The following is a 24,837-nucleotide window of genomic DNA, read 5'->3' as shown; positions in this document are numbered from 1 at the left end:
TCGCCGACCGGACACGCACCGGTACGGGCCCTTCCGCATGCCGTGCGTGACTGTCCGATAACCAGTTCGTTACTCCGTACGAGCTGCGAACACGCGGCCGGGACGGAGGGGATCCGATGGGGACCAGTGCGTACAGCCGGGAGCGGCTGGAGGAGGCGGCTCGGGGAGCGCGGACGTTTTCGGAGGCGTTGGTGCGGTTGGGGGTGGATCCCAAGAGTTCGACGCGGCGGTACGTGCTGGGGCGAATGAAGAAGCTCGGGGTGGATGTGTCGCACTTCCAGCGCGAGGGGGTGAAGTGGACTAGGGAGGTCCTTCAGGAAGCGGTCTCGGCCTCGACGAACATGTACGAGGTACTGCGACATCTCGGGCTGGACGCCGTCGGCGGACACCACACGCACATCAGCCGCCGGATCAAGGCGTACCGCATCGACGTGTCGCACTTCCGAGTGCCGTCCCGGCGCGGCGAGTCGCGCCGTCCACGGACCCCCGAAGCCCTGCTCGTCGAGCAGGCGCCCGCTGCGGCCCGGCGCGTCCACAGCGACCGTCTGCGCTGGGCTATGACGACACTCGGCGTTCCGGAACAGTGCAGCCTCTGCGGCGTGCAGACGGTCTGGCGCGGCCGACCGCTACCGCTTGAAGTCGATCACATCGACGGCAACTGGCGAGACAACCGCATCCAGAACCTTCGGTTCCTATGCCCCAATTGCCACTCAACGACGGACGAGTACCGAGGACGAGGCAAAGGGCGCGCCAAGGGAACGCCCTCATGAACAACAGCGTCCAGTACTCTCGCGAGCGGCTCTTTGAAGCTGCCGCTCTGTGTTCCGACATCGACGAGGTCATCGCCTTCTTTGGCACCCAGCCGTACGCCACCCTGCGTCGCAACCTCACCCGTCGCTTCGCCCACTTCGGAATCGACATCTCGCACTTCAGGCCCTGGGGCAAGCGACCCCGTCCTTCGGCGGGCGAGTTGAGTGCCGCGGTCAGCGCGGCATCCTCGATCGCAGAGACTCTTCGTCGCCTGCAGCGCCCGGACAACGGCGGCCAACGCGCGCTCTTGCGTCAGTGGGTCGCCGAAGAGGGCCTCACCACCACTCACTTCTTGGGACAGGCACATCAGCGCGGCAAGTCCCGCCCGATGTTGGCCAAGAAGCCCGAGGAGGTTCTGGTCAAGCGAGACGACGGCGGTCGAACTCGGACTGCACCACTCCGCCGTGCACTCCGCGAGATCGGCATGACCGAGACGTGCGCCGAGTGTGGCATCGGGCCCGAATGGCTTGGAAAGCCGATGACGCTGGAGGTCGATCACGTCAACGGGGACCGGAGCGACAATCGGCGCGAGAATCTGCGGTTGCTGTGTCCGAACTGCCACGCGACGACCAGCACCTGGTGCAGGGGACGCTCAAGACACCGTGCGGCTCCCGGTACGATGGCAGACGCTGGCGGCGGTGGCGCAACGGCGACGCAGCAGACTTAGGATCTGTGGCCCCTGATCGGGCTTGAGGGTTCGAATCCCTTCCGCCGCACGTGAATGGCCTGCGAATCCAAAGAGGATGCGCAGGCCGTTTTCGTGGGCGCTTCAGCCCAACAGCTCCCGCACCACCGGCACCAGTGCCCGGAACGCCTTGCCGCGGTGGCTGATCGCGTTCTTTTCCGCCGCCGTCAGTTCCGCGCAGGTGCGGGTCTCGCCGTCCGGCTGGAGGATCGGGTCGTAGCCGAAGCCGCCCGTGCCGGCGGGGGCGTGGCGGAGGGTGCCCTTCAGTTGGCCCTCGACCACTCGTTCCGTGCCGTCGGGGAGGGCCAGGGCGGCCGCGCAGGCGAAGTGGGCGGCGCGGTGTTCGTCGGCGATGTCGCCGATCTGGGCCAGCAACAGGTCCAGGTTGGCCTGGTCGTCGCCGTGGCGGCCGGCCCAGCGGGCGGAGAAGATGCCGGGGGCGCCGTTCAGGACGTCGACGCAGAGGCCGGAGTCGTCGGCGACGGCGGGCAGGCCGGTGGCCTGGGCGAGGGCGTGGGCCTTGAGGAGCGCGTTCTCGGCGAAGGTGACGCCGGTTTCCTTGACGTCGGGGATGTGCGGGTAGGCGTCCGCGCCGACGAGGTCGTGGGGCAGGCCCGCGTCGGCGAGGATGGCCCTCAGTTCGGTGATCTTGCCGGCGTTGCGGGTGGCGAGGATGAGGCGGGTCATGGGGTCCAGTATTCCGGACCCCGAGCCTCGCCCGGCCGGGCCCTGCCTACGGCGTGCAGACCTTCGTCAGTTCGCCCGCCGCGTCGGTGACGGGGCTGAGGTCGGGGGTCTCGTCGCCGTTCTCGACCGAGGTGCGGACGTTGTCGACGGCCTTGCCGAGGTCGTCGACGGCCTTGTTGACGTCGGTGTTGTCGGTCTGGTCGCCGATCTTGCCGAGGTTCTTGTCGATGGAGTTGAGGGATTCCTCCCACTGGGTGGGGTCGTCCGCGTTCTCCACGGCCTGCTGGAGTTCGGTGACGCTGTCGGCTATCGCGTCGGCCGTGCGTACGCAGTCGAGCGCCTTGTCGACGGCGTCGCAGCCGGTGGTGAGGCCGGCCGTCAGGGCGATGGTCGCGGCGGTGGCGACGGCGGTGGCGGTGCGGCGAAGGCGGCGTTGGCGGCTCGCGGCCATGGGTCTCGGTCCTCCCCTTGGGACAGGGCCGGGCGGCCCGTGTGCGGTGCGGCGTCGGGCGTACGGCAAGGACTGCTGCCGTACGCCCGTGGTGCTGTACTGCTAGGGACGCGTCTGCGGGCGGCCCAGTTGCCTGCCGTTGGCGTTCCCTTTACTCGTTTTACCTTTCGAGGACCGCGTCGAGTGCCTTGCGCTGGAGGTCGGCGAGTTCGGTGCAGCCGGCGGTGGCGAGGTCGAGCAGGGTGTTCAGTTCGTCGCGGGCGAAGGGTTCGGCCTCGGCGGTGCCCTGGACCTCGACGAAGCGGCCGTCGCCGGTGCAGACGACGTTCATGTCGGTGTCGGCGCGGACGTCTTCCTCGTAGCGCAGGTCGAGGAGCGGGGTGCCGTCGACGATGCCGACGGAGACGGCGGAGACGGTGCCGGTGAGGGGCTTGCGGTTGGCCTTGATCAGCTTCCGGCCCTGGGCCCAGGCGACGGCGTCGGCGAGGGCGACGTAGGCGCCGGTGATGGCGGCGGTGCGGGTGCCGCCGTCGGCCTGGAGGACGTCGCAGTCCAGGACGACGGTGTTCTCGCCGAGTGCCTTGTAGTCGATGACGGCGCGCAGGGACCGGCCGATGAGGCGGCTGATCTCGTGGGTGCGGCCGCCGATGCGGCCCTTGACGGACTCGCGGTCGCCGCGGGTGTTGGTGGCGCGGGGAAGCATGGCGTACTCGGCGGTGACCCAGCCTTCGCCGCTGCCCTTGCGCCAGCGGGGGACGCCTTCGGTGACGGAGGCGTTGCAGAGGACCTTGGTGTCGCCGAAGGAGACGAGGACGGAGCCTTCGGCGTGCTTGCTCCAGCCGCGTTCGATGGTGACGGGGCGGAGCTGCTGGGGGGTGCGGCCGTCGATTCGTGACATGCGGGTGAGCCTAGCGGCCCATGGGGAAGGGGCCTGTCCCGGAGTGGGAAAGGCCCCTTGCCGGTGAGCCGGTGACTCACATCATGTCTTCGATGTCCGCGGCGATCGGGTCGGCGTCGGTGCCGATGACGACCTGGATGGCGGTGCCCATCTTGACGACGCCGTGGGCGCCGGCTGCCTTGAGGGCGGCGTCGTCGACCTTGGAAGCGTCCTTGACCTCGGTGCGGAGGCGGGTGATGCAGCCTTCGACCTCGTCGATGTTGTCGATGCCGCCGAGGCCGGCGACGATCTTCTCAGCCTTGCTGGCCATGTTCGTTCTCCCTGATCCGGACCGCTTTGTCGCAGTAACCCACAGTTGGCCCATCTTCGCGAGCGGTCATGCGGTGTGTACCGAATGATGGCGTCACGACGGCGGTGCCGTCTGTCAACTGGTCTACACCAGTGTACCGGCGACCGGATGGAGACCGGATGAGTGCCGACAGCGCGGTCAGTCCCGCTCGCGCCCGTTGGAACACTGCGTTCCAAGGGTTGCAGAAGATGGGTCGCTCTCTTCAGTTGCCCATCGCGGTCCTGCCCGCCGCCGGCATTCTCAACCGGCTGGGGCAGCCGGACGTGTTCGGGGACGACGGTCTGGGCTGGACGAACGTCTCGAAGGTGATGACGGGCGCGGGCGGCGCGCTGCTCGACGGATCGCTGGGGCTGCCGCTGCTGTTCTGTGTGGGCGTGGCCATCGGGATGGCGAAGAAGGCGGACGGTTCGACGGCGCTCGCGGCGGTGGCGGGGTTCCTCGTCTACTACAACGTGCTGCGGCAGTTCCCGGAGGACTGCCCGGAGGGGTCGGAGGTGGTCCCGCAGATCGGTTGCCAGGTGAGCGACGGTTCGGGGGAGGTGACGGCGTTCGTCTTCCAGAATCCGGGGGTGTTCGGCGGCATCGTGATGGGGTTGCTGACGGCGTACTTCTGGCAGCGTTTCCACCGGACGCGGCTGGTGGACTGGCTGGGCTTCTTCAACGGCCGCCGGCTGGTGCCGATCATCATGGCGTTCGTGGCGATCGTGTTCGCGGCGCTGTGCCTGTGGGTGTGGCCGCCGATCGGTGACGCGCTGGAGAGTTTCAGCGACTGGCTGACCGGGATCGGCGCGTGGGGCGCGGGTGTGTTCGGGCTGGCGAACCGGGCGTTGCTGGTGATCGGTCTGCATCAGTTCCTGAACGTGCCGATGTGGTTCCAGTTCGGTTCGTACACGAAGCCGGACGGCACGGTGGTGCACGGTGACATCAACATGTTCCTGGCGGGCGATCCGAACGCGGGGCAGTTCACGACCGGTTTCTTCCCGATCATGATGTTCGCGTTGCCCGCGGCGGCGCTGGCGATCACGCACTGTGCGAAGCCGAGCCGGCGCAAGGAGGTCGGCGGTCTGATGCTGTCGGTGGGGCTGACGTCGTTCGTGACGGGGATCACGGAGCCGCTGGAGTACTCGTTCCTGTTCATCGCGCCACTGCTGTACGCGGCGCACGCGGTGCTGACGGGTGTGTCGATGGCGGTGACGTGGGCGCTGGGGGTGAAGGACGGGTTCAGCTTCTCGGCGGGGCTGATCGACTACGTCATCAACTGGAACCTGGCGACCAAGCCGTGGCTGATCATTCCGATCGGGCTGTGTTTCGCGGTGGTGTACTACGTGGTCTTCCGGTTCGCGATCACGAAGTTCGATCTGAAGACCCCGGGGCGGGAACCCGAGGAAGACGTGGAGGACGTCACCAAGGTGTAGACCTCTTCCGTTCCTCACGTACCCTTCGAGGGTGGTCTCGCGAAGGCCCCCGGACCGTCGGTCCGGGGGCCTTCTCCGCGCGCTCCGGCGCCTGTGACCAGGGGACTTGGCCGGGTACTGCGCGTAGCGGTCCGGTCGCGGAATCACGGGTTCCTTACGCCGCCTTCATCGTGCTACAACAGGTCTACACCACTGAGTGGTGTAGACCACCACCCGATGGAGGAAGCATGAGCACCGCCACCGACACGGCGGCCCCCGCAAAGAAGCGGGGATCCGGTCTTTTCCAGGGGCTGCAGAAGGTAGGACGCAGCCTCCAGCTCCCGATCGCCGTTCTTCCGGCGGCGGGCATCATGGTCCGGCTCGGCCAGGACGACATCTTCGGCAAGGACGGCCTCGGCTGGGACAAGGTCGCCGCCGTCTTCAACAACGCGGGCGGTGCCCTCACCGGCTCGCTGCCGATCCTGTTCTGCATAGGCGTGGCCATCGGCTTCGCCAAGAAGGCCGATGGCTCGACCGCGCTGGCCGCGGTGGTCGGCTTCCTCGTCTACAGCAAGGTGCTCGAGGCCTTCCCGGTCACCGAGGCGGTGGTGCAGAACGGCGAGGACGTCGCCGCGACGTACAACGACCCGGGTGTGCTCGGCGGCATCATCATGGGTCTGCTGGCCGCCGTGCTGTGGCAGCGGTACCACCGCAAGAAGCTGGTGGACTGGCTCGGCTTCTTCAACGGCCGGCGTCTGGTGCCGATCATCATGGCCTTCGTCGGCATCGTCGTGGGTGTCTTCTTCGGTCTGGTCTGGGAGCCCATCGGCGACGGCATCTCGAACTTCGGCGAGTGGATGACCGGCCTCGGCTCCGGCGGCGCGGCCCTCTTCGGTGGTGTGAACCGCGCGCTGATCCCGGTCGGCATGCACCAGTTCGTGAACACGGTGGCCTGGTTCCAGCTCGGTGACTTCACCAACTCCGCCGGTGACGTGGTGCACGGTGACATCACCCGCTTCCTGGCCGGTGACCCCTCCGCGGGCATCTTCCAGGCGGGCTTCTTCCCGATCATGATGTTCGGTCTGCCGGCCGCCGCCCTGGCCATGGCGCACACCGCCCGCCCGGAGCGCCGCAAGGCCGTCCTCGGCATGATGGTCTCCCTGGCCGCGACCTCGTTCGTGACCGGTGTGACCGAGCCGATCGAGTTCTCGTTCATGTTCATCGCGCCGGTCCTGTACGTGCTGCACGCGGTGCTCACCGCGATCTCGATGGCGATCACGTGGGGCCTGGGCGTGCACGCCGGGTTCAACTTCTCGGCCGGTTTCATCGACTACGCCCTGAACTGGCACCTCGCGACCAAGCCATGGCTGATCATCCCGATCGGTCTGGTGTTCGCGGCGATCTACTATGTGACGTTCCGTTTCGCGATCGTCAAGTTCAACCTGAAGACCCCGGGCCGCGAGCCCGAGGAGGAGGTCGAGGACCTCACCAAGGCGTGAGCCCCGGCCGTACGGCGTGACGAAGGCCCCGGAACCGTGAAGGTTCCGGGGCCTTCGCGTCGTGTCGCGTCCGGGGGTGTCGCGGGCTCAGATCTCGTACACCGCGCCCGTGGCGGCGACCTCCACCGTCCCGTCGTACACCTCGCGCGCGTCGGCCAGGTTGACCGCGGGGTCGGTCCACGGGGGGATGTGGGTGAGCACCAGGCGCCGGGCGCCGGCCCGGGCGGCGCTCTGTCCCGCCTCGCGTCCGTTGAGGTGCAGGTCGGGGATGTTCTCCTTGCCGTGCGTGAAGGCGGCCTCGCACAGGAACAGGTCGGTGTCACGGGCGAGTTCGTCCAGCACGGGGGTGGCGCCCGTGTCGCCGGAGTACGTCAGTGAACGGCCGCCGTGCTCGACGCGGACGGCGTAGGCCTCCACGGGGTGGGCGACGCGCTCGGTGTGCACGGTGAACGGGCCGACCTCGAAGGTGGACGGCTTGACCGTGTGGAAGTCGAACACCTCGCTCATGGAGGAGGCGGACGGGGTGTCGGCGTAGGCGGTGGTCAGCCGGTGCTCGGTGCCCTCGGGTCCGTAGACCGGGAGCGGGGCGCAGCGGCCGCCGTCGTGCCGGTAGTAGCGCGCCACGAAGTAGGCGCACATGTCGATGCAGTGGTCGGCGTGCAGATGGCTGAGGAAGATCGCGTCGAGGTCGTAGAGACCGCAGTGGCGCTGCAGCTCGCCGAGGGCGCCGTTGCCCATGTCGAGGAGCAGCCGGAAGCCGTCGGCCTCGACGAGGTAGCTCGAGCAGGCCGATTCCGCGGACGGGAACGACCCCGAGCAGCCGACGACGGTGAGCTTCATGAAGCAGAAACCTCCGCTGGCGCGTGTGGAGAGACGGGGGTCGTGCGGTCCGTCGAGCGTAAGGCGCAAAACCTGCGGTCGCTCCTCCGCCAGGGGCCGTTGTGGGCGAACTCACCTGTGGGATCACCGGTTCGGCTGGAAGCGGGGGGTGCGGGGCCATAGAAGGGGCGCGCGGCTGCGGCGTGCGCCGGTACCGTCGTCGGTATGGACACGTCCTGGTGGCTCGTCTTCGCGGCGGTGGTGCTGCTCGCGCTCGTGGCGACGCTCGTCGACGGCTGGGGCCGGGGCCGGCGGCCGCCCCGAGGCCGGGGACGGCGCCCCCCGAAAGGGCGGGACGGCCGGGACGGGCCCGGCGGGCGGGGGCCCGAAAACTGAAGCGCCCCGCGGCGGGTACGTCGCGGGGCGGTTTCCGGGAGGAGCCGTCAGGCCCAGAGCTGGCCGTGGAGGGTCTCGATGGCCGCCTCGGTCGTCTCGGCGGTGTAGACGCCGGTCGACAGGTACTTCCAGCCGCCGTCGGCGACGACGAACACGATGTCCGCGCTCTCCCCCGCCTTGACCGCCTTGTTCCCGACGCCGATCGCGGCGTGCAGGGCGGCGCCGGTGGAGACGCCCGCGAAGATGCCCTCCTGCTGGAGCAGCTCGCGGGTGCGGGTGACCGCGTCGGCGGAGCCCACCGAGAAGCGGGTGGTGAGGACGGAGGCGTCGTACAGCTCGGGGACGAAGCCCTCGTCGAGGTTGCGCAGACCGTAGACCAGGTCGTCGTAGCGCGGCTCGGCGGCGACGATCTTCACCTCCGGCTTGTGCTCGCGCAGGTAGCGGCCGACGCCCATGAGCGTGCCCGTCGTCCCCAGGCCCGCGACGAAGTGCGTGACCGACGGCAGGTCGGCGAGGATCTCGGGGCCGGTGCCGGCGTAGTGGGCGCCGGCGTTGTCCGGGTTGCCGTACTGGTAGAGCATCACCCAGTCGGGGTGTTCGGCGGAGAGTTCCTTGGCGACGCGTACGGCGGTGTTGGAGCCGCCCGCGGCCGGGGAGGAGATGATCTCCGCGCCCCACATGGTGAGCAGGTCCCGGCGTTCCTGGGAGGTGTTCTCGGGCATGACGCAGACGATGCGGTAGCCCTTGAGCCTGGCGGCCATGGCCAGCGAGATGCCGGTGTTTCCGCTGGTCGGCTCCAGGATGGTGCAGCCCTTGGTGAGGCGGCCGTCCTTCTCGGCCTGCTCGATCATGTGGAGCGCGGGGCGGTCCTTGATCGAGCCGGTCGGGTTGCGGTCCTCCAGCTTGGCCCAGATGCGGACGTCGTCGGACGGCGACAGCCGCGGCAGGCGCACCAGGGGGGTGTTGCCCACCGCGGCCAGCGGGGAGTCGTAGCGCATCGGCGATCAGGCCATGCCGCCGGCGACCGCCGGCAGGATCGTGATGCTGTCGCCGTCGGTGAGCTTGGTGTCGATGCCGTCCAGGAAGCGGACGTCCTCGTCGTTGAGGTAGACGTTGACGAAGCGGCGCAGCTGCTCGCCGTCGACGATGCGGGCCTGGATGCCCGTGTGCCGGGTCTCGAGGTCGGCGAAGAGCTTGGCGAGGGTGTCCCCGGTGCCCTCCACCGCCTTCTGGCCGTCGGTGTACTGGCGGAGGATGGTCGGGATGCGGACCTCGATGGCCATGGCTGAGGGCTCCTGTCGGAAGTATGTCGTGGGTTCTGAGGGCGCGCGGCGGCACACGTCGGCACGCCGCGGCTCACGGCCGTACGGCGGCGACGAAGATCAACAGATGGCGCTTTTCAGCCTGCACAGGTCGACGTGCAGGCGCGCCACGAGCAGCGTGCCCGGCGCCTTTTCGCTCACGTCGAGAAGAACCATGGGCTCATCGTATCGATTCCCGGGCCGGCTTCCGGAGTGTGATCTCACCTGATGGACTCATTCCGTCCGAAGTGCGAGATCAGTACGCCTCGACGACCTTGACCTCCTCCTCCGTGACCTCACCCTCCACGATGCGGAACGAGCGGAACTGGAACTCGCCGGCACCGTCGGTGTCCGCGGTGGAGACGAGGACGTAGTGGGCGCCGGGCTCGTTGGCGTAGGTGATGTCGGTGCGGGAGGGGTGGGCCTCGGTGGCGGTGTGGGAGTGGTAGATGACCACCGGTTCCTCGTCCCGGTCGTCCATCTCGCGGTAGAGCTTGAGGAGGTCCTGCGAGTCGAACTCGTAGAAGGTGGGCGAGCGGGCGGCGTTGAGCATGGGGATGAACCGCTCGGGGCGGCCCTCGCCGACGGGACCGGCCACCACGCCGCACGCCTCGTCGGGGTGGTCCTCGCGCGCGTGGGCGACGATCTGGTCGTACAGGGCCTGTGTGATGGTCAGCATGCGGCCAGGATATGCAGACGGGCCCCTCCGTACCGGTGGGTGGTACGGAGGGGCCCATATGCCGGACATCCTGAGCGGTGGACGCGCCGGGTGCCACGAGCACCCCGTGCGGCCGGACGTCCGCGGTGCGCGCGAACGCGCTGGTCAGCCGACCTTCTGGAGCTCCGGCTCGTCCTCGCCGGGCCGTCGCGTGGTGATCTGCGGGTTGCGGCTCTTGAGCACGAACCAGCCGATGAGGAGCGCGATGAACCAGCCGCCCATCACGTACAGGCAGACGCGGGCGTCGGCGTCGTAGGCGATGAGGCAGGTGACGAAGAGGAGGAAGGCGATGGCGATGTAGGAGCACACCGAGCCGCCCGGCGCCGGGAAGGAGGAGGCGGGCAGGCGGCCCGCGACGACCTTGCGGCGGTAGCGCACGTGGCTGATCAGGATCATCAGCCAGGTCCAGATGCCGGCGGCGGTGGCGATGGAGGTGACGTAGCCGAAGGCCTTCTCCGGGACGAGGTAGTTCAGGACCACGCCGATGGCCATGAAGACGACGGAGACGGCGATGCCGATGGCCGGTGTCTTGGTCGAGGAGAGCCTGTTGAAGACCCTGGGGGCCTCGCCGTTGTCCGCGAGGGTGCGCAGCATGCGGCCCGTGGAGTACATGCCGGAGTTGCAGGAGGACAGGGCGGCGGTGAGCACGACGAAGTTGACGATGCCGGCGCCGGCCGGGATGCCGATGACGGTGAAGGCCTCCACGAAGGGGCTGACGCCCTCGGCGAACTCGGTCCACTTGACCACCGCCAGGATGACGGTGAGGGCGCCGACGTAGAAGAGCGCGATGCGCCAGGGCAGGGTGTTGATCGCCTTGGGGAGGGTCTTCTCCGGGTTCTCCGACTCGCCGGCGGTGACGCCGACCAGCTCGACGGCGAGGTAGGCGAACATGACGCCCTGGAGGGTCATCAGGGACGAGCCGATGCCCTTGGGGAAGAAGCCGTCGAACTCCCACAGGTTGGAGACGGCGGCGGTGTCGCCGGCCTGGCTGAAGCCGAGGGTGAGCACGCCGACGCCGATCACGATCATGCCGATGATGGCGGTGACCTTGACCATCGAGAACCAGAACTCGATCTCGCCGAACAGCTTCACCGAGATCAGGTTGGCCACGAACAGCAGGACCAGGAAGACCAGGGCCGAGACCCATTGCGGGATGTCCGGGAACCAGTAGTGGATGTAGATGGCGGCGGCGGTCAGCTCCGCCATGCCGGTGACCACCCACATCAGCCAGTACGTCCAGCCGGTGAAGTAACCGAAGAAGGGGCCGAGGAACTCGCGCGAGTACTCGGCGAAGGAGCCGGAGACGGGTCGGTAGAGGAGCAGCTCGCCGAGCGCCCGCATGATGAAGAAGATGATCACACCCGCGAGGGCGTACATGAGGATGATGCTGGGGCCGGCCTTGGCGATGTTGGCCCCGGCCCCCAGGAAGAGACCGACGCCGATGGCGCCGCCGATCGCGATCATCTGGACCTGGCGGCTGTTGAGACCGCGCTCGTAGCCCTCTTCGGGGGCCTTGTCCGTGTCGACCTGCGCAGAGGTCATGTGTGGTGCGCCTTTCTCCATGCCGATCCGGACCTTGCGTCGGCCTCGGATCGGGTCTCGATCCCCCCGGATGATGGAGCTGAGCGGGCCTCACATCCCGCTCGGTGCCTGGCCGGCGGTCTGCCGGCTCGGTGGCGCACCCGGCCGAACATTCGGGTGGTGTTCGCCGGGCGGTCGTGAAGATTTACCACGACGGCGGCGCTGATCACAGGGGTGGACTGTGACGTGTCACACAGGGAGAAGCGGACGAAAGCCGCACCTCCGGGACAAAGGAGGCGCGGCTTTGACGGGATCGTTATCCGGATTTGAGGCCCCGCTGAGCGGACACGGAGAGTGGCGAAACGGCCTTATTCAGGGCATAACCGCACTCAGGTCATGAGCGTCGCGACGAGCGACTCCTGGAGTCCGCCGAGCCACAGGTAGGCCATCACCATCGGCTTGCGCGGGTCCTCGTCCGGGAGCCGGTAGAGCAGGTCGGTGTCGTCCTCGTCGGCGATCTCCAGGCGGGAGCCGATCGCCAGGCGCAGGTCGTTCAGGGCGCGCAGCCACTGCTGGGACTCCTGGGGCGACAGTTTCAGCACCGCGCCCTCTTCGCCCGCCGACGCCGAGGAGAGGGCGTCCAGGGTGCGGACCACCGCCAGCGCGTTGTCCCGCTTGCCGGCCCTGAGGTCGTTCTCGGTGTAGCGGCGGAACTCCGCGGAGTGCGCCCGCTGCTCCTCGGCCTCCCGGGCCTGCGGGGCGCCCTCGGGATCGCCGTAGGCGTCCGGGAACAGGCGGCGCAGCACCGGGTCGGAGGGCGGCTCGCTCGGGCCCTCGGCGAACAGCTCGGCGAGCGGATCCTCGGAGGCGTCCTCGGCGGGCCCGGGGCCGATCAGCTCCAGGAGCTGCACGGCCAGCGAGCGGATGATGGAGATCTCGACGTCGTCGAGCGCGACGGCCGCGCCGCCGCCGGGGAGCGGTTCGAATTGTCCGGGCATGAAGGCGATTCAGCTGCTTCCGTCCTGCGGGCGGGCGTGGGTCGTTTCCGGGCTCATTTCCGGTCCTGCTGGAGGGTGGCCCACAGACCGTAGCCGTGCATGGCCTGTACGTCCCGTTCCATCTCCTCCCGGCTGCCGCTGGAGACGACCGCCCGGCCCTTGTGGTGGACGTCCATCATGAGCTTGGTGGCCTTGTCCTTGGAGTAGCCGAAGTACGACTGGAAGACGTACGTCACGTAGCTCATGAGGTTGACGGGATCGTTGTGGACGATCGTCACCCAGGGCACGTCGGGCTCGGGTACGGCGAAGACCTCCTCCGTCGGCTCGGTCTTCTCGATCTCCATGGGTGCGGCTGCCGTCACACAGCCCATGCTGCCACCACAGGGGGGCACCCGCACAAACGGGCCTGTGGCGGGCGTCACCGGGGCCGGACGGACATCGAAATCGTCAAAGTGACGAAATGGGGGTACGATCCGTCCTATGCCGCATACACCGGGGGACAACCCCCGGACCCCCGGCCGCACCGGGGGCACCCGGCACGTGATGGCTAGGAGAAACTTCGTGGACGCAGCGGACCTTGGGCTGCCGGTGGACGTCCCCTCGACGGCGCTCTTCACGGACCAGTACGAGCTGACCATGCTGCGGGCAGCCCTGAAGGCCGGTACGGCCGGGCGGCGCAGCGTGTTCGAGGTCTTCACCCGGCGGCTGCCGGACGGCCGCCGCTACGGCGTGGTGGCGGGCACCGGGCGGGTACTGGACGCGGTGGAGAACTTCCGCTTCGACCCGGACGTGCTGCGCTTCCTGCGCGAGCAGGACATCGTCGACGAGGAGACCCTGGACTGGCTCGCCCGGTACCGCTTCAGCGGCGACATCTGGGGCTACCCCGAGGGCGAGGTGTACTTCCCGGGCTCGCCGATCATGCGGGTGGAGGGCACCTTCGGCGAGTGCGTGCTGTTGGAGACGGTGATCCTGTCCATCCTCAACCACGACTCGGCGATCGCGGCCGCCGCCTCCCGGATGTCCTCCGCCGCAGGGCAGCGCCCGCTGATCGAGATGGGCGCCCGCCGCACCCACGAGCTGGCCGCCGTCGCCGCCGCCCGCTCGGCCTACGTCGGCGGCTTCGCGACCACCTCCGACCTGGCCGCCGGCTTCCGCTACAACATCCCCACCGTCGGCACCTCCGCGCACGCCTTCACCCTGCTGCACGACAACGAGCGGGACGCCTTCCGTGCCCAGGTGGATTCGCTGGGCCGGGACACCACGCTCCTGGTGGACACCTACGACGTCGCCGAGGCGGTCCGCACGGCCGTGGAGGTGGCGGGGCCCGAGCTGGGCGCCGTGCGCATCGACTCCGGCGACCTGCTGCTGGTCGCGCACCGGGTGCGCCAGCAGCTGGACGAGCTGGGCGCCACCCAGACGAAGATCGTCGTGACCTCGGACCTGGACGAGTACGCCATCGCCTCACTGGCGGCGGCGCCCGTGGACGCCTACGGCGTCGGCACCCAGCTGGTGACCGGCTCCGGGCACCCGACGGCCTCGATGGTCTACAAGCTGGTCGCCCGCGCCGAGTCCGGCGAGCAGGGGGCGCCACTGGTGCCGGTGGCCAAGAAGTCCAGCGGCGGCAAGACCTCCGTCGGCGGCCGCAAGTGGGCCGCGCGGCGCCTGGACGCGGAGGGGTACGCGGAGGCCGAGGTGGTCGGCACCGGGCCGGTGCCCGACGATCTCGCCGGCCGGCAGCTCCTGGTCGAGCTGGTCAAGGGCGGCGAGGTCGTCGCCCGCGAGCCGCTGGACGCCGCCCGGGACCGGCACGCGGCCGCCCGCGCCAACCTCCCGCTGTCCGCCACCCAGCTCTCCCGAGGGGAACCCGTCATTCCGACGGAGTACGCGCACGGGGGCTCGGGTAGCTAATGCTGGGGCGGCCCCGCAAGGGCCGAATCAGCCCCGCGTCCCCCGTTCCGCCCGTCCCCCGTCCCGTCCGTCCCCCGTCCGTCCCCCGTCCCCCATCCCCCATCCCACAGTCGACCCAGTCGAAGGACACCGACCATGCGCCGCGCCTTGATCGTCGTAGACGTGCAGAACGACTTCTGCGAGGGAGGCAGCCTCGCGGTGTCCGGCGGTGCCGACGTGGCCGCCGCCATCACCGAGCTGATCGGGCAGGCGCCCGCCGGCTACCGCCACGTCGTGGCCACCCGCGACCACCACGTGGCGCCGGGCGGCCACTTCGCCGACAATCCGGACTACGTCCACTCCTGGCCGGCGCACTGCGTGGCCGGCACCGAGGGGGTCGGCTTCCACCCGAACTTCGCCCCCGCCGTCGCCTCCGGCGCGATAGACGCCGTCTTCGACAAGGGCGCGTACGCGGCCGCCTACAGCGGCTTCGAGGGCGCCGACGAGAACGGCACGGGCCTGGCCGAGTGGCTGCGCTCCCGCGAGATCGACGAGGTCGACGTCGTGGGCATCGCCACCGACCACTGCGTGCGGGCCACCGCCCTGGACGCCGCCCGCGAGGGCTTCCGCACGCAGGTGCTGCTCGACCTGACCGCCGGGGTGGCCGCTCAGACCACCGAGCGGGCGCTGGAGGAGCTGCGGGAGGCGGGCGTGGAGCTGTCCGGCAAGCCGGTCGTGCAGTAGCCGGCTCCGCCTAGGTCTGCGCGGTCGGGCGTCTGAGCAGGGCGCGGATCGGGTGCCACAGCTCCTGGACCAGGTCCGGGCCGCCCACGGCGCCCGCCACCGGTGCCGTGCGCCATATCAGGCCGTCCGGGTGGTGCAGGACCGCGGTGACCTCGTCCGGGGTGGGCGGAGCCGCGTTGCCCCGCAGGTAGACGCTGCGCAGCCCCAGGTTGCGCAGCCTGGTCAGGGCGCGCGCCCGGTTCTGGGCGTGGACGAGAAAACGCACGCTGCCGGCGCTCGCCGGGGCGGGGCTGGGCAGGTTCAGCGCCACCACCACCGTGCCGTTCGGCAGCTTGCAGAAGCCTCCTGCGGCCATGCGGTCATACCCCCGAGTCAGCCTGTGTCGGTCCGGGTGCCGGACCCGGTGTCAATAAGAGAACCACAGGACGCACCTAAACACGGATCGGCGGTGACCCGCCAGGGGGTCACCGCCGATCATGCTCTGACCTGGGCAGACGCTATTTACCTGCCCGCGGGGCCAACCTCGAGCTCGATCGTCGAGCCGTTCCTGGCCTCCTTGAGGATCTTGATCTTCGTGTTGGTGTCAGTGATCTCGACACCGCCGGTCGGGTTCGCCGGGTCGTAGTAGTCGTTCTTGCGGTCGTTGAAGACCGAGACGCCCTTCGAGCCCGGGACGTACTTCGCGACGTCCGCCTTGTGCAGGGTCATGCCGTCCGTGCGGTAGCGGCTGAACGGCGAGTCGTACGCCTGGACGCGGTTGCGCATCAAGGTGCCGTCCTTCCACTTCAGCGCGGTCGGGTGCGAGTCGATCGGCAGGACCAGGCCCTTGCCCGGGTGCTGGCTGGTGTTGTTGTCCGCCTGGGAGGTGTCCCACTTCCAGATCAGCAGGCCGTTCTGGTAGTTGTAGTGCTCGACCCAGTTCGGGCGCTCCGAGAAGCCGAAGTTGTACGGGCCGGTCTTCAGCGTCTTGTCGTACGACACGTACTGCCGGTTCTCGGCGATGTAGTACTGCGCGTACTCCTTGGTGAAGGAGGCGCCCTTGCGGGTGAAGCCGACCGCCGTCCAGGCGTCGTCCGCGGTCTCCGCGTTGTCGGAGAAGAGCGTCTCGCCGTCGGCCGTCACCGCGATCTCGTCGGCGGCGAAGCCCTTCATGGCCAGGCCGCCGTCGGTCTGGTAGCGGAAGCGCAGGTCGATCTTCTTGCCGGCGTAGGCGTCCAGCGGGTAGACCAGCTTGCCGTAGGCGTCCACGGTGGCGCTCAGGGCGGGCTTGTCACTGCCGTCGCGCTGGATCGGCTGCCCGTCGAAGGTGCCGTCGATCGCGGTCCAGTTGGCGCCGCCGTCGGTGGACACCTCGGTGTAGAGGAAGTCGTAGTCGGCCTCGATGTCGTACCAGCCGTCCAGGGTGAGGGAGGCGGCGGACTTGCCGGTGAGGTCGACGCTGCGGGTCAGGGTGTTCTTGAGGTCGTTGCCGCTGCCGCTCCACCACTGGGTCTTGCCCTCGGCGGGGGGCACGATCTCGGTGGTGACCTCCTCCTTCGGCAGCTCGACGACCAGGCCCTGCTTGTGCTTGGTGTTGTACTCGGCCAGGCCCAGCTTGTGCCAGGAGTTGACGCCCGCCTTGGCGGTGTCGTAGTTCAGCCAGCCCAACTGGAGCTTGTCCCAGGCGTTCATGTCGCCGGGCAGGTCGCCGATCTCGCCCCGGCCGGTGCCCAGCCACGAGCCGGACGACATCAGCGTCCAGAAGCCGGTGGAGTTGTCGCCGCCGTTGGTGTCGTAGTGGTCCGGCAGGCCGAGGTCGTGGCCGTACTCGTGCGCGTAGACGCCGAGTCCGCCGTTCTCCGGCTGGATCGTGTAGTCGCCGACCCAGATGCCGGTGTCGCCGATCTGGGTGCCGCCGAGCTGGTTGCCCTCGGGGCCGGTGGCGCCGGCGTCGGTGCCGAAGGCGTACCAGCGGTGGGCCCAGATGGCGTCCTCGCCCTGCGCGCCGCCGCCCGCGGACTCGTCCTCGCCGGCGTGCACGATCTGGAAGTGGTCGATGTAGCCGTCGGGCTCGTTGAAGTCGCCGTCGCCGTCGAAGTCGTAGCGGTCCCACTGGTCGTACTGGGTCAGCTGGGACTTGATCTGGGCGTCGGTGCGGCCGGCCGCCTTCTGGTCGGCGACCCAGGCGGTGACGCCGTCCTGCACCGCGTACCAGGCGCAGTTGTCGGGGTCGCACTTGTTGGAGCCGTAGCGGGCCTCGTTGTAGGGGACCTTGACCCAGTCGGAGACCTCGCCGTCGACCGAGTAGCGGCCGGAGGACTGCTTCTCGTAGTAGGTCTTGACCGAGTTGACGCCCTTGCCGGAACCGAAGTACAGGTCCTGGAAGTGCTCCTGGTCGTAGTCCTTCTGCCAGGCCGTGGAGTTGTCCGTCCTGCGGTTCGGCTTGGCTATCTCGTTGTGCAGCGGGCCGGGCGTGCCGCCGTAGCGGCTGTCGACCTTGTCGCCGAACTCGACCAGGATGGTGAAGATCTTGTCGGTCTTCTCCCGGCCCAGCTCGACGTACTTGGCGTCGCCCTTCTTGCTCTTCAGCTGGACGACGTTGGAGCCGTCCTTCTTCTTCACCGACGCGTTGCCGGATATGACCTGCTTGAGGGCTTCCTCACGCTGGGCGGCCTGAGTGTCGCTCAGGGGGCCCTTGAGGTCGTGGGAGCGCGTGGTCTTGTCCGGGCTGGGGTCGTGGCGGTCCACGGCCTCCGGCCGGGACGGCGAGTCCGCCTGCGCCACGCCGGCCGCCGAGAACGTGGCGGCCGCCGCGGCGAATGCGACGGTGGTCGCCGCCGTTCTGAACGTCCAGGATCTTCTGGTCACTTGAGTTCCTCCCCCGCGTCCACGCGCGCGGATGGGGGACCAAGGACAGTGCATAGTCCGCGCACACGTGCTCAACGCGTGTAGTCAAGTGACGACATTTGACTAGAGGTTCACCGGAAAAGACAGACCTTGACTTGAGCAGAACAAGTGCACTATGCGGAGTCGCCGTTCGCTTTGCGGACACCGGATCGTGACCTGAGCCCGGTGTGTCGGGGCCCGGCCGGCACCCGACGGGCGCGCGGGACCGTCCACTTCCCGGACGTCATGAATCCGTGCGCCCCCCGTGCATCGGCCGTGCCGGTTAGGTCGGGCTTAGTACTGGTTCCGCTCGGGCACACAGCGGGTTAGAGTCGCTTGGCGGAACGCCCGGAGACCGGCGGAAAGCCAGGCCGACAACCTGTCTCACCCCCATGATTGCCTTCCGAGGACACGATGGCCATGCCCCGTCCGACTGCCGCACAGTTCGCCTACGGTACGTGCACCGTGATCTTCTCGACGCTCGCCATGCTGCTGCTGTCGCGGACGAGTTCGGGTCCCGGAGTCGCCCTCATCGCCGTCGCGGCCCTCGCCCTCGGGCTGCTGGTCGCCATGACGGTCCCCCAGCCCAAAGCTCGCGCGGTGACCGCCGTGCCGGCCCACCGGCTCGCCGCGCACCGGGAGCCGGTGCAGGTGCCCGCGGCGGCCCGGGTCTCCGCGGGCGCGGGCGAGGCGACGCGCGGGCGGGCCGCCTGAGGTCGTCCGCGTCCGTCCGCGTCCGTCAACGGGTGCTGACCACGACCGTCTTGGCCGCCTTGTCGTGCAGGCCCTGTTTGTAGGGCTTGTCGAAGAAGCTCCAGCCACCCGCGATGATCGTCCACACGCAGGCGCAGCAGAACGCGAACGGGATCCACAGCACCAGGGCGCGGATCAGCGACGTCTGCACCGAGGGTGTCGCGCCGTTGTCCAGGTTGGCCACCCGCATCCCGAGCCACTTCTTGCCTAGGGTCTGGCCCGTCCGCGTGGTCATGTAGGTGTCGTACGCGATGTAGAGCACGGCGGCGATCACGGACTGCCCGAAGGACTTGCCGACGGAGACGTCGTCGCCGTCCACCGTGTACTCCTGGACGTTGAAGGCCCAGCTGAGCAACCAGACCACGATGCCCACGAGGATCATGTCGATGATCCGCGCGAGCGTGCGCCGCCCGCTGTCGGCGAGCGGGGGCATCCCCGCCAGCGGATCGGCGGGGTAGCCGCCACCGCCGTACGGGTCACCGCCGTAGGGGCCGCCTCCGCCGGGCGGGGGCCCGCCGTAGGGGCCGCCGCCGGGGGGCGGGGGGCCGCCGTAAGGGCCGCCTCCGCCGGGGGGCGGGGGCGGGGGCGGGTTGTCGTAGGGGTTCTTCCTCAGCGGGTCGTCGTCCGGCGGCTGCTGCCCGCCGGAGCCGGGGGGCGGTTCGCTGCTCATGTCCCGAGTCGAACCCGGAGTCTCCCTCCCCGCATCCGGCGAGGGTCCGTCCGGAGTAGTGCGGGTGCGTGGTCCGACGCCGTCCGGGCGGGGTATGACGGTGCGTCGGCGGGTGCGGGTGCGTGGGGGCTGGTCGCGCAGTTCCCCGCGCCCCTGAAAGAAGGGCGTGCACTGGACGCGCCCCTTCAGGGGCGCGGGGAACTGCGCGAGCAACCACAACGCACCCGCACCCGAAACGAGACCTGCGCTCCCCCGAACCCACCCGCCAAGCTAGCCCGCGACAAACGTGTTGGCGGCCTTGTCGTGCCAGCACTGGTGCCAGGGGCGGTCGAACAGGCACCACACGACGCCGACCACGCCGACGGCGAGGAGGCCGGGAACGCTGTAGACCAGCCAGCGGCGCAGGGCCGCGCCGAAGGACGGCGGCTCGTGGGCCTCGATGTCCCGGACCTCCAGTCCGAGCAGCTTCTTGCCCAGGGTGCGGCCCCACTTGGCGGTCGGCAGCGCCTCGTAGGCGACACCGACGAGCAGCAGGACCGCGAGCACGATGCCCAGGTACGTGGACGTCGTGCCGTCCAGCAGCCAGACCGTGACGGTCTCGCCGGAGAGCTTGGCCTCGTCGATCTTGCCGTTGACGTGGTCGACCGCCTTGACGCCGAGAGGCACGGCGGCGACGGCGGTGACGCCCCCGAGGACCACCGTGTCGATCAGCCGGGCGGCCAGCCGCTTGCCGAGCCCGGCGGGCCGGGCCGCGGCCTGGCGGCGGGCGGCGGCCTGGAACACGTCCTCGACCGGCGGCTTCCACGGCGCGACCGGTTGCTCCTCCGCGCCCGCTCCGGCCAGCCGGTGCACCTGCTGTGCCCAGGAGGTCTGACCGCCGCCGGGTCCGCCCGCCGCGACCGGCGCGGAGGCGGCGGGCTGCTGCGGCGGCGGCGCCTGGTGAGGCACCGCGGGGGCGGCGGGCGTCGGGGGCGCCTGCGCGGCGGCGGCCCGGGCGGCCGCCGCCTTGCCGGCACCGAACCCGGGCCCGGAGGCGGGAGCGGAGCCGGAACCGTGACCGGAGCCGGAACCGGGAGCGGAGCCGGGACCGGCCTCGGCGCCGGGGCCGCCCGGCTGCGGGCCCGTGCGCGGGGTGACCGCGCGGAAGGTCATGGTGCCCTCGTCCTGCGCGGGGGCGGGGGCGTCCTGCCGTCCCGCCGCGGGCCGGCGGAAGACGAAGGTGTTGCCGGCCTCGGCCTCCGCCCTGCCGGGCGCGGCGCCCGCCGGGGCGTCCGGACGCGCCGCGCCGGAGGCGGCCGCGGCGTCCTGCGCGGGACGGTCACCGCCCGCCGAGCCCCCTGAACCCGCCGCCGAGCCCGCCGCGCCGGAGCCCGCGGCCCCCGCGCGGGGGTCGCCCGCGGCGCCGTCGGCGGGCGGTGCCGCCTGCCGGGCGTGCGGAACCCGCGGGTCCGCGCCCGGTGCCGCGCCCGGCCAGGCGCCGGGCCGCTCCGGGGCGCCGGCGGGACCGGACGGGGCGGAGCGGTCGGCGGTCCAGGCCGCGGCGGACTCCGGACGGCTGCCGTGCTGGGACGCGGCGGCGGGCGGCGGGTCCTCGACCGGGTCCTCGTCGAAGAAGTGCGGGCCGGTCTCCTCGACGGAGGGCCGCGCGCCGGGCGGGGGCGCGAGCGGCTCGCCGTCCTTGGGGGCGGGGCGGCTCGTGCCCGCCACCCAGGAGGCGCCGTTCCAGTACCGGACGTATCCGGGAATGGACGGGTCCGGGTAATACCCCTCGCGGGGCCTGTCGTCGCCGGGGGCCGGGGTTGGGGCGCTCATGTCCGTCGTCCCGTATCTGCTCGGGGGTTGATAGGGGGGCCTCAACATCTATCAGACGGGCGCAATCCGCACCGCCGGTCCCGCCGTACCCGCCCCTTTCCGGGCAACCTCGTGCCGGAAAAAAGTTCCCCGAACCCGCGTAATGCTCCGGGCCCGGGCCGCTCTCTCCACGCAAGGACGTACGAGACCCGGGAGAGGAACCCGCCATGCACACCAACCCCACCGGCCCCACCGTCGTGGAACGCGAGCTGGAGCTGAGGCTCATCCTGTCGCCCGAGAGCGGCATCCCGGTGCCGGCCAGGCTCGGCTACCACACGGACGATCCCTACGCCGTGCACATCACCTTCCACATCGACTCCGGCCACCCGGTGCACTGGACGTTCGCCCGCGACCTCCTGGTGGAGGGCGTCTTCCGGCCGTCCGGGCACGGGGACGTGCGGGTGTGGCCGTCGAAGACGGAGGGCCGCAGCGTCGTGCTCGTCGCGCTGAGCAGCCCGGACGGCGACGCCCTCCTGGAGGCGCCCACGCCCCAGGTGTCGGCCTGGCTGGAGCGGACCCTGCGGGCGGTGCCGCCGGGGACCGAGGGCGCGCAGCTCGGGATCGACGACGGGCTGGCCGAGCTGCTCGCCAGGTGAGGAGCGGCAGCGGCCGAAGGAGCGAACGTCAGAAGAGCTTGCCCGGGTTGAGGATGCCCAGCGGGTCGAAGACCTCCTTGACGGCCCGCTGCATCTCCAGGCCCACCGGGCCGATCTCCCGCGCCAGCCACTCCTTCTTCAGGACGCCCACGCCGTGTTCGCCGGTGATGGTGCCGCCGAGTTCCAGACCGAGCGCCATGATCTCGTCGAAGGACTCGCGGGCCCGCCGGGACTCGTCGGGGTCCTGGGCGTCGAAGCAGACGGTGGGGTGGGTGTTGCCGTCGCCCGCGTGGGCGCAGACGCCGATGGTGAGGGCGTACTTGGCGGCGATCCGGTCGATGCCCTCCAGCATGGCGCCGAGCCGGGAGCGGGGCACGCACACGTCGTCGATCATCGTGGTGCCCTTGACGGCTTCGAGGGCAGTGAGGGCCAGGCGCCTGGCCTGGAGGAGGAGTTCGGACTCGGCGGCGTCCTCGGCCGGGACCACCTGCGTGGCGCCCGCGGCCTCGCACAGGGCGCCGACGGCGGTGAGGTCGGCGGCCGGGTCGGTGGTGTCGAAGGCGGCGAGGAGCAGGGCCTCGGTGGTCTCCGGGAGGCCCATGTGGGCGAGGTCGTTGACCGCCTTGACGGTCGTACGGTCCATCAGTTCGAGGAGGGAGGGGACGTGGCCCCCTTCCATGATCCGGCAGATCGCGTCGCAGGCGGCGGACGCGGAGGCGAACTCGGCGGCCAGCACCAGCTGCTCGGGCGGCTTGGGGCGCAGCCCGAGGACCGCCTTCACGACGATGCCGAGGGAGCCCTCGGAGCCGACGAAGAGCCGGGTGAGGTCGTACCCGGCGACGCCCTTGGCGGTGCGGCGGCCGGTGGACATCAGGCGGCCGTCGGCGAGGACGACGTCGAGGCCGAGGACGTACTCGGCGGTCACCCCGTACTTGACGCAGCACAGCCCGCCGGAGGCGGTGCCGATGTTGCCGCCGATGGTGCACATCTCCCAGCTGGAGGGGTCCGGCGGGTAGTAGAGGCCGTGTTCGTTCACCGCGCGGGAGAGCGTGGCGTTGACGACGCCCGGTTCGACGACGGCGACCCGGTCGACCGGGTTGATCTCCAGGATGCGGTCCATCTTCGTCAGGGAGAGGACCACGCAGCCGTCGGTGGCGTTGGCCGCGCCGGACAGGCCGGTGCGGGCGCCCTGCGGGACGACGGGGACGCGCAGCTCGGTGGCGGTGCGCATGACGTGCTGGACGTCCTCCACGGTGCGCGGCAGGACGACCGCGGCGGGGGCGCCGGCGGGGCAGAAGCTGGCCATGTCGTTGGCGTAGGAGGCCGTGACGTCGGGATCGGTGAGGACGGACCCGGCGGGCAGACCGGCCAGCAGCCGGTCGACGAGGGTGCTCGGGTCGCCGAGGGGGCTGCCGGGGGTGCTGTCGACCGCCGCGGCTGCGTCGTCTTCATCGCGAGGCGCTTCGATACGGCTCATTGGGTTCCCTCCGAGAAACCTCGGCCGGTAAGCCGGGGAGAAATCGGGCTTCTGCAAAACAGCGCGGGAAACGACGGTTCACCCCGATGGGTGAATTGGTGCGCACTGGCACCCTTTCCCGGCATGTCACAAATAAAACGGCTACTGTGTGAGGTATGACCGCCAACTATGTGAAGCGGGCGTTCAAGTACCGCTTCCGTCCGACCGATGCGCAGGCAGCCGAGCTGTTGCGCACGTTCGGCTGTGTGCGGAAGGTCTACAACCTGGCGCTCGCCGCGCGAACTGAAGCGTGGGCACGGCAGGAGCGGGTCAACTACAACCAGACGTCGGCAATGCTGACGGCGTGGAAGAAGTCGGAGGAACTCGCGTTTCTCAACGAGGTGTCGTCGGTGCCGCTCCAACAGGCTCTGCGACACCTGCAGGGTGCGTTCGCGCACTTCTTCGCCAAGCGGGCCGGCTACCCGCGCTTCAAGTCGAAGCGGGCCTCCCGGGCAGCGGCGGAGTACACCAATTCCGCCTTTCGATTCCGTGACGGCAGACTCGTCCTGGCCAAGATGACGGAGCCACTGGACGTCGTCTGGTCGAGGCCGCTGCCCGAAGGCAGCACACCGACGACAGTGACGATCTCCCGGGACGCCGCAGGCCGCTGGTTCGTCTCGATGCTGTGCGAGGACCCGGGCGTGCAGCCGCTCCCGGTAAACGACAGCGCCGTCGGCATCGACGTCGGCCTGGACCACCTTCTCACCCTGTCCACCGGAGAAAAGGTCGCCAACCCGCGCCATGAGCGCAGGGACCGGGCAAAGCTCGCAAAAGCACAGCGGGATTTGTCTCGCAAGGAGAAAGGTTCGAAGAACCGGGAGAAGGCACGCCGCAGGGTGGCCCGGGTCCACGCCAGGATCACCGACCGCAGGCGGAACCATCTGCATAAACTGACCACTCGACTCGTGCGCGAAAATCAAACGCTCGTGATCGAGGACCTGACCGTCCGCAACATGGTCAGAAACCGGAGCCTGGCCCGCGCCATCTCGGACGCGTCGTGGACTCAGTTCCGCACCCTGTTGGAGTACAAGGCCGCCTGGTACGGGCGCGACGTGGTGGTTGTGGACCGCTTCTTCCCCTCCTCCAAACTGTGTTCCCGCTGCGGCACTGTCCAGAACGCAATGCCGCTGCATGTACGTTCCTGGACGTGCGATGGCTGCGGCACGACCCACGACCGGGACGTGAACGCCGCCGAGAACCTTCTGGCCGCCGGGCTGGCGGTGACAGTCTGTGGAGCCGGTATGAGACCTCAACGGAGAACTCCGGGCGGGCAGTCGGCGACGAAGCAGAAAACACACGGCGCGAGCCGTAGACCCCCTCGGTCACGAGGGGAAGAAGCCAAGATCACAGGCTCGCATCCACGGCCATCGGTGTGAACCCCGTCGACGGCAGCCGTCACCTGCCCGGTGTGATCGTCGTATGGGCGCAC

General features: G+C 69.8%; 27 protein-coding genes and 1 tRNA gene. 11 read left to right on the top strand and 17 right to left on the bottom strand.

Annotated features, from left to right (window positions below; translation table 11 throughout):
- Positions 1–116: 116 nt before the first annotated feature.
- The 3 genes from ACFV9J_RS03575 (at position 117) to ACFV9J_RS03565 (ending at position 1,526) form a co-directional block, all read left to right on the top strand.
- Positions 117–770 carry an HNH endonuclease signature motif containing protein gene (locus tag ACFV9J_RS03575; protein ID WP_385349226.1) on the top strand — a complete coding sequence of 218 codons (654 nt, stop codon included), beginning with the start codon at positions 117–119 and terminating at the stop codon, positions 768–770.
- Entirely contained in the window at positions 767–1,477 is a 711-nt protein-coding gene (locus tag ACFV9J_RS03570) for an HNH endonuclease (protein WP_385349223.1), read from the top strand. The genes ACFV9J_RS03575 and ACFV9J_RS03570 overlap by 4 nt, the downstream gene beginning before the upstream one ends.
- Positions 1,443–1,526, top strand: a tRNA-Leu gene (locus tag ACFV9J_RS03565). The genes ACFV9J_RS03570 and ACFV9J_RS03565 overlap by 35 nt, the downstream gene beginning before the upstream one ends.
- A gap of 53 nt (positions 1,527–1,579) precedes the next feature.
- On the opposite strand, the gene rdgB is transcribed toward ACFV9J_RS03565, so the two are convergent.
- The 4 genes from rdgB to ACFV9J_RS03545 form a co-directional block, all read right to left on the bottom strand.
- Positions 1,580–2,182, bottom strand: a complete 603-nt coding sequence (gene rdgB, locus ACFV9J_RS03560; RefSeq protein WP_385349219.1) for an RdgB/HAM1 family non-canonical purine NTP pyrophosphatase — start codon at positions 2,180–2,182, stop codon at positions 1,580–1,582.
- 46 nt (positions 2,183–2,228) lie between these two features.
- On the bottom strand, positions 2,229–2,633 hold the full coding sequence (locus tag ACFV9J_RS03555) for a hypothetical protein (RefSeq protein WP_385349216.1): 405 nt from the start codon (positions 2,631–2,633) through the stop codon (positions 2,229–2,231).
- Between the two features lie 160 nt (positions 2,634–2,793).
- A complete protein-coding gene (gene rph, locus ACFV9J_RS03550) occupies positions 2,794–3,531 on the bottom strand; it encodes a ribonuclease PH (protein ID WP_385349213.1) in 738 nt (245 codons plus the stop codon).
- Between the two features lie 76 nt (positions 3,532–3,607).
- Positions 3,608–3,841, bottom strand: coding sequence for a glucose PTS transporter subunit EIIB (locus ACFV9J_RS03545; RefSeq protein WP_109032686.1), 234 nt, complete (start codon positions 3,839–3,841; stop codon positions 3,608–3,610).
- Between the two features lie 158 nt (positions 3,842–3,999).
- On the opposite strand from ACFV9J_RS03545, the gene ACFV9J_RS03540 reads away from it, so the two are divergent.
- A complete protein-coding gene (locus tag ACFV9J_RS03540) occupies positions 4,000–5,295 on the top strand; it encodes a PTS transporter subunit EIIC (RefSeq protein WP_385349210.1) in 1,296 nt (431 codons plus the stop codon).
- Between the two features lie 227 nt (positions 5,296–5,522).
- A complete protein-coding gene (locus tag ACFV9J_RS03535; RefSeq protein ID WP_333752239.1) occupies positions 5,523–6,773 on the top strand; it encodes a PTS transporter subunit EIIC in 1,251 nt (416 codons plus the stop codon).
- Between the two features lie 87 nt (positions 6,774–6,860).
- On the opposite strand, the gene ACFV9J_RS03530 is transcribed toward ACFV9J_RS03535, so the two are convergent.
- A complete protein-coding gene (locus tag ACFV9J_RS03530; RefSeq protein ID WP_385349207.1) occupies positions 6,861–7,613 on the bottom strand; it encodes an MBL fold metallo-hydrolase in 753 nt (250 codons plus the stop codon).
- A gap of 204 nt (positions 7,614–7,817) precedes the next feature.
- Here ACFV9J_RS03530 and ACFV9J_RS03525 point away from each other — a divergent pair, with 204 nt between their 5' ends.
- Positions 7,818–7,988 carry a hypothetical protein gene (locus tag ACFV9J_RS03525; protein WP_385350138.1) on the top strand — a complete coding sequence of 57 codons (171 nt, stop codon included), beginning with the start codon at positions 7,818–7,820 and terminating at the stop codon, positions 7,986–7,988.
- Between the two features lie 47 nt (positions 7,989–8,035).
- Here the strand turns inward: ACFV9J_RS03525 and ACFV9J_RS03520 are convergent, their stop codons facing one another.
- From ACFV9J_RS03520 to clpS, 7 genes are all read right to left on the bottom strand, one after another.
- Positions 8,036–8,986: a PLP-dependent cysteine synthase family protein gene (locus ACFV9J_RS03520; RefSeq protein WP_385349205.1), complete on the bottom strand. Its 951-nt coding sequence runs from the start codon at positions 8,984–8,986 to the stop codon at positions 8,036–8,038.
- A 6-nt stretch (positions 8,987–8,992) separates the two neighbouring features.
- On the bottom strand, positions 8,993–9,271 hold the full coding sequence (locus ACFV9J_RS03515; protein ID WP_385349202.1) for a MoaD/ThiS family protein: 279 nt from the start codon (positions 9,269–9,271) through the stop codon (positions 8,993–8,995).
- A 99-nt stretch (positions 9,272–9,370) separates the two neighbouring features.
- Positions 9,371–9,466 carry a putative leader peptide gene (locus tag ACFV9J_RS03510; protein WP_309546867.1) on the bottom strand — a complete coding sequence of 32 codons (96 nt, stop codon included), beginning with the start codon at positions 9,464–9,466 and terminating at the stop codon, positions 9,371–9,373.
- A gap of 79 nt (positions 9,467–9,545) precedes the next feature.
- On the bottom strand, positions 9,546–9,968 hold the full coding sequence (locus ACFV9J_RS03505; protein WP_109032680.1) for a Mov34/MPN/PAD-1 family protein: 423 nt from the start codon (positions 9,966–9,968) through the stop codon (positions 9,546–9,548).
- 144 nt (positions 9,969–10,112) lie between these two features.
- A complete protein-coding gene (locus ACFV9J_RS03500; RefSeq protein WP_385349197.1) occupies positions 10,113–11,549 on the bottom strand; it encodes an amino acid permease in 1,437 nt (478 codons plus the stop codon).
- A 368-nt stretch (positions 11,550–11,917) separates the two neighbouring features.
- Positions 11,918–12,526 carry a DUF2017 domain-containing protein gene (locus ACFV9J_RS03495; RefSeq protein ID WP_385349194.1) on the bottom strand — a complete coding sequence of 203 codons (609 nt, stop codon included), beginning with the start codon at positions 12,524–12,526 and terminating at the stop codon, positions 11,918–11,920.
- Positions 12,527–12,579: 53 nt separating this feature from the next.
- Positions 12,580–12,897: an ATP-dependent Clp protease adapter ClpS gene (clpS, locus tag ACFV9J_RS03490; RefSeq protein WP_087809089.1), complete on the bottom strand. Its 318-nt coding sequence runs from the start codon at positions 12,895–12,897 to the stop codon at positions 12,580–12,582.
- 190 nt (positions 12,898–13,087) lie between these two features.
- Here clpS and ACFV9J_RS03485 point away from each other — a divergent pair, with 190 nt between their 5' ends.
- Together ACFV9J_RS03485 and ACFV9J_RS03480 are read left to right on the top strand one after the other, a co-directional pair.
- A complete protein-coding gene (locus ACFV9J_RS03485; RefSeq protein WP_385349191.1) occupies positions 13,088–14,434 on the top strand; it encodes a nicotinate phosphoribosyltransferase in 1,347 nt (448 codons plus the stop codon).
- Between the two features lie 135 nt (positions 14,435–14,569).
- Complete coding sequence (locus ACFV9J_RS03480) at positions 14,570–15,157, top strand: nicotinamidase (protein ID WP_385349188.1); 588 nt, start codon at positions 14,570–14,572, stop codon at positions 15,155–15,157.
- Positions 15,158–15,167: 10 nt separating this feature from the next.
- On the opposite strand, the gene ACFV9J_RS03475 is transcribed toward ACFV9J_RS03480, so the two are convergent.
- Both ACFV9J_RS03475 and ACFV9J_RS03470 read right to left on the bottom strand, forming a co-directional pair.
- Positions 15,168–15,512, bottom strand: a complete 345-nt coding sequence (locus tag ACFV9J_RS03475) for a hypothetical protein (RefSeq protein ID WP_385349186.1) — start codon at positions 15,510–15,512, stop codon at positions 15,168–15,170.
- A 146-nt stretch (positions 15,513–15,658) separates the two neighbouring features.
- The gene (locus ACFV9J_RS03470; RefSeq protein WP_385349183.1) at positions 15,659–18,004 is read right to left on the bottom strand and encodes an immune inhibitor A domain-containing protein; all 2,346 of its coding nucleotides are present in this window, start codon (positions 18,002–18,004) and stop codon (positions 15,659–15,661) included.
- Between the two features lie 438 nt (positions 18,005–18,442).
- On the opposite strand from ACFV9J_RS03470, the gene ACFV9J_RS03465 reads away from it, so the two are divergent.
- Complete coding sequence (locus ACFV9J_RS03465) at positions 18,443–18,736, top strand: hypothetical protein (RefSeq protein ID WP_385349180.1); 294 nt, start codon at positions 18,443–18,445, stop codon at positions 18,734–18,736.
- Between the two features lie 25 nt (positions 18,737–18,761).
- Here the strand turns inward: ACFV9J_RS03465 and ACFV9J_RS03460 are convergent, their stop codons facing one another.
- Both ACFV9J_RS03460 and ACFV9J_RS03455 read right to left on the bottom strand, forming a co-directional pair.
- A complete protein-coding gene (locus ACFV9J_RS03460) occupies positions 18,762–19,445 on the bottom strand; it encodes an RDD family protein (protein ID WP_385349177.1) in 684 nt (227 codons plus the stop codon).
- Between the two features lie 270 nt (positions 19,446–19,715).
- Positions 19,716–21,257: an RDD family protein gene (locus ACFV9J_RS03455; protein WP_385349175.1), complete on the bottom strand. Its 1,542-nt coding sequence runs from the start codon at positions 21,255–21,257 to the stop codon at positions 19,716–19,718.
- Between the two features lie 206 nt (positions 21,258–21,463).
- On the opposite strand from ACFV9J_RS03455, the gene ACFV9J_RS03450 reads away from it, so the two are divergent.
- A complete protein-coding gene (locus tag ACFV9J_RS03450) occupies positions 21,464–21,892 on the top strand; it encodes an SsgA family sporulation/cell division regulator (protein WP_385349172.1) in 429 nt (142 codons plus the stop codon).
- Positions 21,893–21,920: 28 nt separating this feature from the next.
- On the opposite strand, the gene ACFV9J_RS03445 is transcribed toward ACFV9J_RS03450, so the two are convergent.
- Entirely contained in the window at positions 21,921–23,369 is a 1,449-nt protein-coding gene (locus ACFV9J_RS03445; RefSeq protein WP_385349169.1) for an FAD-binding oxidoreductase, read from the bottom strand.
- Positions 23,370–23,524: 155 nt separating this feature from the next.
- On the opposite strand from ACFV9J_RS03445, the gene ACFV9J_RS03440 reads away from it, so the two are divergent.
- The gene (locus ACFV9J_RS03440; protein ID WP_385349166.1) at positions 23,525–24,784 is read left to right on the top strand and encodes an RNA-guided endonuclease InsQ/TnpB family protein; all 1,260 of its coding nucleotides are present in this window, start codon (positions 23,525–23,527) and stop codon (positions 24,782–24,784) included.
- Positions 24,785–24,837: the final 53 nt, after the last annotated feature.

Origin of the sequence: Streptomyces sp. NPDC059906 (assembly GCF_042730645.1) — a bacterium.
In the GTDB taxonomy this organism is placed as follows: Bacteria; Actinomycetota; Actinomycetes; order Streptomycetales; family Streptomycetaceae; genus Streptomyces; species Streptomyces rubrogriseus.
Note: the sequence above shows the minus strand (reverse complement) of the source record. Positions and strands in the feature narration are given on the sequence as shown.